7 protein-coding genes are annotated in these 9,831 nt (G+C 72.6%); 6 read left to right on the top strand and 1 reads right to left on the bottom strand.

Features of this window, described 5'->3' with window-relative positions; genetic code table 11:
- Positions 1-390 precede the first annotated feature (390 nt).
- The 3 genes from ACFVXK_RS20025 to ACFVXK_RS20015 all read left to right on the top strand — a co-directional run bounded on the left by ACFVXK_RS20025 (position 391) and on the right by ACFVXK_RS20015 (position 5,137).
- A complete protein-coding gene (locus ACFVXK_RS20025) occupies positions 391-2,703 on the top strand; it encodes a HelD family protein (protein WP_389613447.1) in 2,313 nt (770 codons plus the stop codon).
- A gap of 407 nt (positions 2,704-3,110) precedes the next feature.
- On the top strand, positions 3,111-4,547 hold the full coding sequence (locus ACFVXK_RS20020; RefSeq protein WP_389613445.1) for an NAD-dependent malic enzyme: 1,437 nt from the start codon (positions 3,111-3,113) through the stop codon (positions 4,545-4,547).
- A gap of 308 nt (positions 4,548-4,855) precedes the next feature.
- Entirely contained in the window at positions 4,856-5,137 is a 282-nt protein-coding gene (locus tag ACFVXK_RS20015) for an HU family DNA-binding protein (protein ID WP_007264399.1), read from the top strand.
- A 139-nt stretch (positions 5,138-5,276) separates the two neighbouring features.
- Here the strand turns inward: ACFVXK_RS20015 and murA are convergent, their stop codons facing one another.
- On the bottom strand, positions 5,277-6,614 hold the full coding sequence (gene murA, locus ACFVXK_RS20010; protein WP_389613443.1) for a UDP-N-acetylglucosamine 1-carboxyvinyltransferase: 1,338 nt from the start codon (positions 6,612-6,614) through the stop codon (positions 5,277-5,279).
- Between the two features lie 262 nt (positions 6,615-6,876).
- Between murA and ACFVXK_RS20005 the strand changes: the two genes are divergently transcribed.
- The 3 genes from ACFVXK_RS20005 (at position 6,877) to ACFVXK_RS19995 (ending at position 9,622) form a co-directional block, all read left to right on the top strand.
- On the top strand, positions 6,877-7,437 hold the full coding sequence (locus tag ACFVXK_RS20005; protein ID WP_045947037.1) for a YqgE/AlgH family protein: 561 nt from the start codon (positions 6,877-6,879) through the stop codon (positions 7,435-7,437).
- Positions 7,438-7,466: 29 nt separating this feature from the next.
- Positions 7,467-7,751: a DUF3039 domain-containing protein gene (locus ACFVXK_RS20000; RefSeq protein ID WP_045947038.1), complete on the top strand. Its 285-nt coding sequence runs from the start codon at positions 7,467-7,469 to the stop codon at positions 7,749-7,751.
- 248 nt (positions 7,752-7,999) lie between these two features.
- Positions 8,000-9,622, top strand: a complete 1,623-nt coding sequence (locus ACFVXK_RS19995) for a beta-N-acetylhexosaminidase (RefSeq protein ID WP_389613441.1) — start codon at positions 8,000-8,002, stop codon at positions 9,620-9,622.
- Positions 9,623-9,831 lie beyond the last annotated feature (209 nt).

Raw genomic sequence — 9,831 nt, 5'->3', positions numbered from 1 at the left:
CTCCGAGACCGCCCTCCCGGGACCCCGACCATCACCCGCCCCGCCCGGCAACCCGCTGCCGCCCGGCGGGATCCGGCCCCCCACCCACCGCCCCGCACCCAGGGAGGCGGGTGGGCAGCCACCGCCCGGCCCCCGGCCCCTCGCGGGGGCGGAAGCCGGCCCCCGCAAGCGCCCCGCCGCACCGGGCCGCCCCCGCCCCGGCGGGACCCGCCCGGCGGGTGGGCAGCCGCCGGCCCGCCGGCGGTCGCTCGCGGGGGTGAAGGTCCCGGCCGGGTGTGACCTCGTACGAAACGACATCCTCCGGGGGCTGCCGGGTGGACCGGGCGTGCGGAGTGGGGGCTGGTTCGCGTACGGTTGACGGTCGCCCATGCACGTCAGAAGGGGGCCTTGGTGGCCGCGCAGAATGCCGCTGTCGACAGCACGGCGGATTCCGTCCGCGATCGGGAGATCGCGGTCGAGCAGACGCATCTCGATCAGGTGTACCGACGCCTTGAGGAGAAGATCCACGAGGCCGAGTTCCTCATGAACGACGCCGCCAAGCGCGGCCAGGTCGGTACGCCCGGCGCGCTCGCCGAGCGGGACGCGCAGGTCTTCCGGGCCGGGATCCACCTCAACCGGCTCAACAACGAGTTCGAGGACTTCCTCTTCGGGCGGATCGACCTCGTCCTCGGGAAGGACGGGGAGCGCGGGCCGGACGGGGCCTACACCTCCGTCGAGCCGGCCGACGACGCGATCCGGTCCGACCTCACCGCCGACATCGCCGAGACCCTGCACATCGGCCGCATCGGGGTGCTCGACACCGACTACGCGCCGCTCGTCATCGACTGGCGGGCCCCGGCGGCAGCGCCGTTCTACCGTTCGACGCCCAAGGACCCCGGCCGGGTGATCCGCCGCCGGGTGATCCGGTCCAAGGGCCGCAAGGTGCTCGGCGTCGAGGACGACCTGATGCGTCCCGAGATCACCGCCACCCTCGACGGCCGGGAGCTGCCCGCCATCGGCGACGGCGCGCTGATGGCCGCCCTCGGGCGGGCCCGTACGCACACCATGCGGGACATCGTCTCGTCCATCCAGGCCGAGCAGGACCTGGTCATCCGCGCCCCCGCCGCCTCCGTCGCGGAGGTCGCGGGCGGGCCGGGCACGGGCAAGACCGCCGTCGCCCTGCACCGGGCCGCCTACCTCCTCTACCAGGACCGCCGCCGCTACTCGGGCGGCATCCTGATCGTCTCGCCGACCCCGCTGCTCGTCGCCTACACCGAGGGCGTGCTGCCCTCGCTCGGCGAGGAGGGCCAGGTCGCCATCCGGGCGCTCGGCTCCCTCGTCGACGGCGCCGAGGCGAGCACGTACGACGATCCGGCCGTGGCCCGGATCAAGGGCTCCTCCCGCATGCTGAAGGTGCTCCGCAAGGCGGTGCGCGGCGCGCTGGAGCTGGGCGACGCCCCGGAGCGGCTGCGCGTGGTGGCCTTCGGCCGCCGCGTCGAGCTGGAGGCCCCGGAGCTGAACCGGATCCGGCAGAACGTGCTCGGCGGCACCGCCCCGGTGAACCTGCTGCGCCCGCGCGCCCGCAAGCTCCTCCTGGACGCCCTGTACGCCAAGACCGGCGCGAACGGCCGGCACAGCGACCCGGAGCTCGCGGCCGAGCTGCGCGGCGCCTTCGACGAGGACATCTCCACCGAGGACGACTTCCTCGGCTTCCTGAACGCCTGGTGGCCGGAGCTCACCCCGCGCCGGGTGCTGGCCGCGATGGCCGACGAGCGCCGCCTGGGCCGCTGGTCGCGCCGGGACCTGAACCCGCGCGAGACCCGCCAGCTGGCGCGTTCGCTGCGCCGGGTCGGCGCGGACGGCTCCGGGCCGCTCTCGGTGCACGACGTGGCGCTGCTGGACGAGCTCCAGCAGCTGCTGGGCGCGCCCGCGCGGCCGAAGCGCAAGCGGGAGATGGACCCGTTGGACCAGCTCAGCGGGCTGGAGGAGCTGATGCCGACCCGGGAGGAGACCACCTGGGAGCGGGCGGAGCGGATCGCGGCCGAGCGGACCGAGTACGCGCACGTGATCGTGGACGAGGCGCAGGACCTGACGCCGATGCAGTGGCGGATGGTGGGTCGGCGGGGCCGTACGGGCACCTGGACGGTGGTCGGGGACCCGGCGCAGTCCTCCTGGACGGACCCCGACGAGGCGGCCGCGGCGCGGGACGAGGCGCTGGGCTCGCGGCCCCGCCGGCGGTTCACGCTGACGGTGAACTACCGCAATCCGGCCGAGGTGGCCGAGGTGGCGGCGCGGGTGCTGGAGCTGGCGATGCCGGGGATGGAGCCGCCGACGGCGGTGCGCTCGACGGGTCTGGAGCCCCGCTTCACGACCGCCGGAGAGGACCTCGGGGCGGCGGTGCGGGAGGAGACGCGGCGGCTGCTGGAGCAGGTGGACGGCACGGTCGGCGTGGTCGTGGCGATGGACCGGCGGGCCGAGGCGGCGGGCTGGCTCGCCGACCTGGGCGAACGGGCGGTGGCGCTGGGCAGCCTGGAGGCGAAGGGCCTGGAGTACGACGCCACGGTGGTGGTCTCCCCGGCGGAGATCGCCGAGGAGTCGGCGGCGGGCCTGCGGGTGCTGTACGTGGCGCTGACGCGCGCGACGCAGCAGCTGACGGTGGTCTCGGCGGAGGCGGACCGGCCGGACGGGGGCGGGGTGCCGGAGCTGTTGCGGCCGGGCGCGTGACGGGTGTGTCCGACTCGCGGGAGGGGGGACCGCTTCCGGCGATCCTTTGTTAGCCTGGTTACGACACCGGCTCGATCCAAGCCCCCGGGCCCAACCTTCGTCGCTTAGAGCGACCACTTGCCGCGAGGCGAGCATGGCGGGTCGGTGTCGTAGTCATCCCGTCCGTCCTGGACGGAACAACAGGTCCGCGTCCTCCACGAGTGGGGGGCGCGGACCTGTTTTGTGTGTACCCACCATTCCACCGCTCAGAGTTCTCTCGTATGGTGGAAGAGTTCTTCCGAAATTTGTAGCTGGTTACCTTGTACCGGCTGGTAGGTGGGACGATCGGACAACAGGTCCTGCCACACCTGCCGTGTGACGGGGCCCTGTGTGTACAGAAGAACCAGGGACAGAAGAGGAACACGGCCATGGCAACGGCGCCCAGCGTCTCGTATTCGATGACGGTCCGCCTGGAAGTGCCCGCGAGCGGAACCGCGGTCTCCCAGCTCACCACCGCCGTGGAGTCTTCCGGAGGCTCGGTCACCGGCCTCGACGTGACCGCATCCGGCCACGAGAAGCTCCGTATCGACGTCACCATCGCCGCCACCTCCACCGCTCACGCCGACGAGATCGTCGAGAAGCTGCGCGGCATCGAGGGCGTCAGCCTCGGGAAGGTCTCCGACCGTACCTTCCTGATGCACCTCGGCGGCAAGATCGAGATGTCGTCCAAGCACCCCATCCGCAACCGTGACGACCTCTCGATGATCTACACCCCGGGCGTCGCCCGCGTGTGCACGGCCATCGCCGAGAACCCCGAGGACGCGCGCCGCCTGACCATCAAGCGCAACTCCGTCGCAGTCGTGACCGACGGCTCCGCCGTGCTGGGCCTGGGCAACATCGGCCCGATGGCCGCGCTGCCCGTCATGGAGGGCAAGGCGGCCCTCTTCAAGCGCTTCGCGGGGATCGACGCGTGGCCGATCTGCCTGGACACCCAGGACTCCGACGAGATCGTGGCCATCGTCAAGGCCATCGCCCCCGGCTTCGCGGGCATCAACCTGGAGGACATCTCCGCGCCCCGCTGCTTCGAGATCGAGGCGCGGCTGCGCGAGGCCCTCGACATCCCCGTCTTCCACGACGACCAGCACGGCACCGCCATCGTCGTCCTCGCCGCCCTCACCAACGCACTGCGCGTCGTGGGCAAGGCAGTTGAGGACGTCAAGGTCGTCATGTCGGGTGCCGGCGCCGCCGGTACGGCCATCCTCAAGCTGCTCCTCGCCGCCGGCGTGAAGAACGCCGTCAGCGCCGACATCCACGGCGTCGTGCACGCCGGCCGCCCCGACCTGGTCGACGCCGCGCCGGACTCCCCGCTGCGCTGGATCGCCGACAACACCAACCCCGAGGGCTACACCGGCACCCTCAAGGAGGCCGTGGTCGGCGCCGACGTCTTCATCGGCGTCTCCGCCCCCAACGTGCTCTCCGGCGAGGACGTCGCCGCCATGGCCGAGGGTGCCATCGTGTTCGCGCTCGCGAACCCGGACCCGGAGGTGGACCCGGCCGTCGCGCGCCAGACCGCCGCCGTCGTGGCCACCGGCCGCTCCGACTTCCCCAACCAGATCAACAACGTGCTGGTCTTCCCGGGTGTCTTCCGCGGCCTCCTGGACGCCCAGTCCCGGACCGTGAACACCGACATGATGCTCGCCGCCGCCACCGCCCTCGCCGACGTCGTCGGCCGGGACGAGCTGAACGCGAACTACATCATCCCGTCCGTCTTCAACGACAAGGTCGCGGGCGCCGTCGCCGGGGCCGTCCGCAAGGCCGCGCAGGCCGGTGCCGAGAAGGCCGCTGTGACGGGGCCCACGGTCTGATCCCGGCGCGTCGCGGGATGCGGGTCCGCCGGGGCGCCTCTAGGGTTGCGGGGATGCCCGCGCAGCGCGCGGACCGCATCAGCGTCGGAGCCTCGGGTGCGACGGAGCGTCACCGTGGCGTGACTGTGGCGCTTTTCGTGTGACCCCGGCGGGTGCCGGATTGGCTTTCCCGCCGCTGGTGGGGGCAGGATGCGTAACCGGGCGAGAGGGTCTGACGTTCAGACCCGGGTCCGGGGACTGTCCTAGGGCCCTGGCAGCATCGGCTTCGATCTCACGCCTCTAAGGCAAGTTGAACACGGGAGTACAACATGAACCGCAGTGAGCTGGTGGCCGCTCTGTCCGAGCGCGCCGAGGTGACCCGCAAGGACGCCGACGCCGTTCTGGCCGCGCTCGCCGAGACCGTCGGCGAGATCGTCGCCAAGGGCGACGAGAAGGTCACCATCCCCGGCTTCCTGACCTTCGAGCGCACCCACCGTGCCGCTCGCACCGCGCGCAACCCGCAGACCGGCGACCCCATCCAGATCCCGGCCGGCTACAGCGTGAAGGTCTCCGCGGGCTCCAAGCTCAAGGAAGCCGCCAAGGGCAAGTAGTACCGCCCTTGTGCCGAGGGCCGCACAGGCCCTCGGGACGGCAGTGGTACGTAGAACGGCCGAGGGCGGCCACCCCCGCGCGGGGGTGGCCGCCCTCAGGCCTTTCCAGGGCCCCCGCAGGGGCCCTGGAGGGGGAAGATCAGACCAGGTCGCCGTTGGGGAGTTCGACCTTCGCACCGAGCTCCTGGAGCTTCTCCATGAAGTTCTCGTAGCCGCGGTTGATCAGGTCGATGCCGTGGACGCGCGAGGTGCCCTCGGCCGCCAGCGCCGCGATCAGGTACGAGAACCCGCCGCGCAGGTCGGGGATGACCAGGTCGGCGCCCTGCAGCTTGGTGGGGCCGGAGACGACCGCCGAGTGCAGGAAGTTGCGCTGGCCGAAGCGGCAGGCGCTGCCGCCCAGGCACTCGCGGTACAGCTGGATGTGGGCACCCATCTGGTTGAGCGCCGAGGTGAAGCCCAGGCGGGACTCGTAGACCGTCTCGTGGACGATCGACAGGCCCGAGGCCTGCGTCAGGGCCACGACCAGCGGCTGCTGCCAGTCGGTCTGGAAGCCGGGGTGGACGTCCGTCTCCAGCGCGATCGCGTTGAGCGGGCCGCCCGGGTGCCAGAAGCGGATGCCCTCGTCGTCGATCTCGAAGGCGCCGCCGACCTTCCGGTACGTGTTCAGGAAGGTCATCATCGAGCGCTGCTGCGCCCCGCGGACGTAGATGTTGCCGCCGGTCGCCAGGGCCGCGGAGGCCCAGGACGCCGCCTCCAGGCGGTCCGGGAGCGCCTTGTGGTTGTAGCCGCTCAGGCGGTCGACACCGGTGATCCGGATGGTCCGGTCGGTGTCCATGGAGATGATCGCGCCCATCTTCTGCAGCACGCAGATGAGGTCCTCGATCTCCGGCTCGACGGCGGCGTTGCTGAGCTCGGTCACGCCCTCGGCCAGGACGGCCGTCAGCAGGACCTGCTCGGTCGAGCCGACCGACGGGTAGGGCAGGCGGATCTTGCAGCCGCGCAGGCGCTGGGGGGCCTCCAGGTACTGGCCGCCCTCGCGCTTCTCGATGGTCGCGCCGAACTGGCGGAGCACGTCGAAGTGGAAGTCGATCGGACGGCCGCCGATGTCGCAGCCGCCCAGGCCCGGGATGAAGGCGTGGCCGAGGCGGTGCAGCAGCGGGCCGCAGAAGAGGATCGGGATGCGGGAGGAGCCCGCGTGCGCGTCGATGTCGGCGACGTTCGCGCTCTCGACGTACGTGGGGTCGAGGACCAGCTCGCCCGGCTCCTCGCCGGGACGCACGGTCACGCCGTGCAGCTGGAGCAGACCGCGCACGACCCGCACGTCACGGATGTCGGGAACATTGCGCAGCCGGCTGGGCTCACTGCCGAGCAGGGCGGCCACCATGGCCTTCGGCACGAGGTTCTTCGCACCGCGGACACGGATCTCGCCCTCGAGCGGGGTTCCGCCGTGGACAAGCAGGACATCGTTGCCGGTCATGGATCTCGCGTTCCGGAGTGGATGGGCAGGGGACCAGACGTAAGGGTAAGGGCCACCACCCCCTTGTTTGTATGGCTGACGGGGCCGTAGGACTGTCATGAATTCGGTTCAGCACGTACGGTGTCCGCCAGGTAGCGGAGTGTTGCGTTCCGGCGCGCGGGGCGGCGCGCGCTCCCGTCTGCAGCCGTGCGCCCTGAGCTGCGCGTGATCGGATCCCGCCGCCCGCTCCCCCCGGAGGGCGAATGTGCGAGATCATGTGCCCATGACCGAGGTGTCCTCCCTCACAGGGCGGCTGCTCGTGGCCACCCCCGCCCTCGCGGATCCGAACTTCGACCGCGCGGTGGTGCTGCTGCTCGACCACGACGAGCAGGGCTCCCTCGGCGTGGTCCTCAACCGGCCCACCCCCGTGGACGTCCGCGACATCCTGCTGCCGTGGGCCCCGCTGGCCGGTGACCCGGGCGTGGTGTTCCAGGGCGGCCCCGTCGCCCTCGACTCGGCCCTGGGGGTCGCGGTGATACCGGGGGAGGAGGGCCCGCTCGGCTGGCGCCGGGTGCACGGGGCCATCGGCCTCGTCGACCTGGAGGCCCCGCCGGAACTGCTCGCCGCCGCCCTCGGGGGCCTGCGCATCTTCGCCGGGTACTCCGGCTGGGGGCCCGGCCAGCTGGAGGACGAGCTCGGCGACGGCGCCTGGTACGTGGTGGACTCCGAGCCCGGTGACGTCTCCTTCCCCGACCCCGAACGGCTGTGGCGGGCGGTGCTGCGCCGCCAGCGCAGCGAGCTCGCGATGGTCGCCACCTATCTGGACGACCCGTCGCTCAACTGACCCGGGCGGGGTTCAGTACCCTGGATTTCATGAGCACTCTCGAGCCCGATCGCGGGACTGGTACGGGGACCCTCGTAGAGCCGACGCCCGTGGTGTCCCACGGCGACGGCGACCACGAGCGCTTCGCCCACTACGTCCAGAAGGACAAGATCATGGCGAGCGCCCTCGACGGGACCCCCGTCGTCGCGCTCTGCGGCAAGGTCTGGGTGCCGGGCCGCGACCCGAAGAAGTACCCCGTCTGCCCCATGTGCAAGGAGATCTACGACTCCATGGGCGCCGGCGGCGACAAGGACAAGGGCGGCAAGGACAAGTAGGGGCCGGCGACGGGTCCGCAAGGAGCGCCCGCGGGTCCGCGAGGACCGGTGGCGGGTCCGCCTTGCGCCGACGAGGCCCCCGGGGTGCGCCCGCGCGCACGCCGGGGGCCTTTCGCACGCCCGGAGATTCGTCCGGAGCCATTTGTCCGGAGCCATTTGTCCGGACCTTTCTTGCCGGGGGACTGTGCCGGGGGCGGGTGCGCGGCTAGGGTCGGCGCGAGGAGCGCTCTGTCGTGAGGGGCTGACGCATGGACCTGATTCCCGTACCCCAGGTGGCCGTTCCCGACGAGGAGGGGCGCCGCTACGCCTTCGGCCCCGAGCCCGTGCTCGACGCCGGGCCCGGCTGCGAGGGCGTCGCGCGCTGGCTGCGCCGGGAGGTCGGCGGCGCCACCGGGTGGGCCCTGCCCGCGGGGGCGCCGGGCGAGCTGCGGCTGCGGCTGGAACCCGGGTGGGCGGAGCCCGAGGCGTACCGGCTGGAGGTCGGCGCCGACGGGGTCGAGCTGACCGGGGCGGACCCGGCCGGGCTGTTCTGGGGCGCCCAGACGCTGCGTCAGCTGCTCGGCCCCGACGCCTTCCGGCGGGCCCCGCTGCGGCCGGGGCGGAGCTGGGAGCTGCCGTACGCGCGGATCGCCGACCGTCCCCGCTTCGGCTGGCGCGGGCTGATGCTGGACGTGGCCCGGCACTTCATGCCCAAGGACGGGGTGCTGCGCTACATCGACCTGCTGGCCGCGCACAAGCTCAACGTGCTGCACCTGCACCTGACGGACGACCAGGGCTGGCGGATCGAGATCCGGCGCCACCCGCGGCTCACGGAGACCGGTTCCTGGCGCCCGCGCACCCGCTGGGGGCACCGGGCGTCCCCGCTGTGGAACGAGACCCCGCACGGCGGCTTCTACACGCACGACGACATCCGCGAGATCGTCGCCTACGCCGCCGAGCGGCACGTGCGGATCGTCCCCGAGATCGACATCCCCGGCCACTCCCAGGCCGCGATCGCCGCCTACCCCTGGCTGGGCAACGCCGACGTCGTGGACACCGCCGCGCTGGGGGTGTGGGACGACTGGGGCGTCAACCAGAACGTGCTCGCGCCGACCGAGGAGGTCCTGCGGTTCTACGAGGACGTCTTCGAGGAGGTGCTGGAGCTGTTCCCGCCCGAGGTCTCGCCGTTCGTGCACGTGGGCGGCGACGAGTGCCCCAAGGACCAGTGGCGGGCCTCGGCGACGGCGCAGGCGCGCATCCGGGAGCTGGGCGTGGACGGGGAGGACGGCCTCCAGTCCTGGTTCATCCGGCACTTCGACCGCTGGCTCGCCGACCGGGGCCGCCGGCTCATCGGCTGGGACGAGATCCTGGAGGGCGGCCTCGCGGACGGCGCGGCCGTCTCCTCCTGGCGCGGCTACGCGGGCGGGATCGCCGCCGCCGAGGCCGGGCACGACGTGGTGATGTGCCCCGAGCAGCAGGTGTACCTGGACCACCGTCAGGCGGACGGCCCCGACGAGCCGATGCCCATCGGGTACGTGCGCTCGCTGGAGGACGTCTACCGGTTCGAGCCCGTGCCGCCGAAGCTGTCGCCGGAGGCCGCCGCGCACGTGCTGGGCGCGCAGGCGAACGTGTGGACCGAGGTGATGGAGCACCAGGGGCGGGTCGACTACCAGGTGTTCCCGCGGCTGGCCGCCTTCGCGGAGGTGGTGTGGTCGTGGATGCCGGAACCGGAATCCCGTGACTGGGCCCGCTTCGAAGGGCGCGTGGCGGCGCACCTGGCCCGGCTGGACGCCCTCGGGGTCGCTTACCGGCCACCGGGCGGGCCGCTGCCGTGGCAGCGGCGGCCGGGGGTGCGGGGGCGACCGCTGGAGGGCACGCCCCCGATCGTGTGACCCGGGCGCACGCGCGGCCGGGCGGACCGGGCCGGCGCCCTCCCCGACCGGAAGCGGAACTCTTCGGGAACCTTTGGAACTGTCGCTCGAACAAGGATGGTCCGGGGGAAAACGGACGTTCGGGCCGGTGTCGTACGAAGGCGGCACGGGTGGGGCGGGAGGCATCCGTTGGCGCTCCGGCCGCGGGGCGCGCCCGGGGTCCGGGCGGC

It is taken from the genome of Streptomyces sp. NPDC058157 (genome assembly GCF_042884105.1).
Taxonomy (GTDB): domain Bacteria; phylum Actinomycetota; class Actinomycetes; order Streptomycetales; family Streptomycetaceae; genus Streptomyces.
The sequence above is the reverse complement of the archived record's forward strand: the minus strand, read 5'-3'. Positions and strand labels throughout refer to the sequence as shown.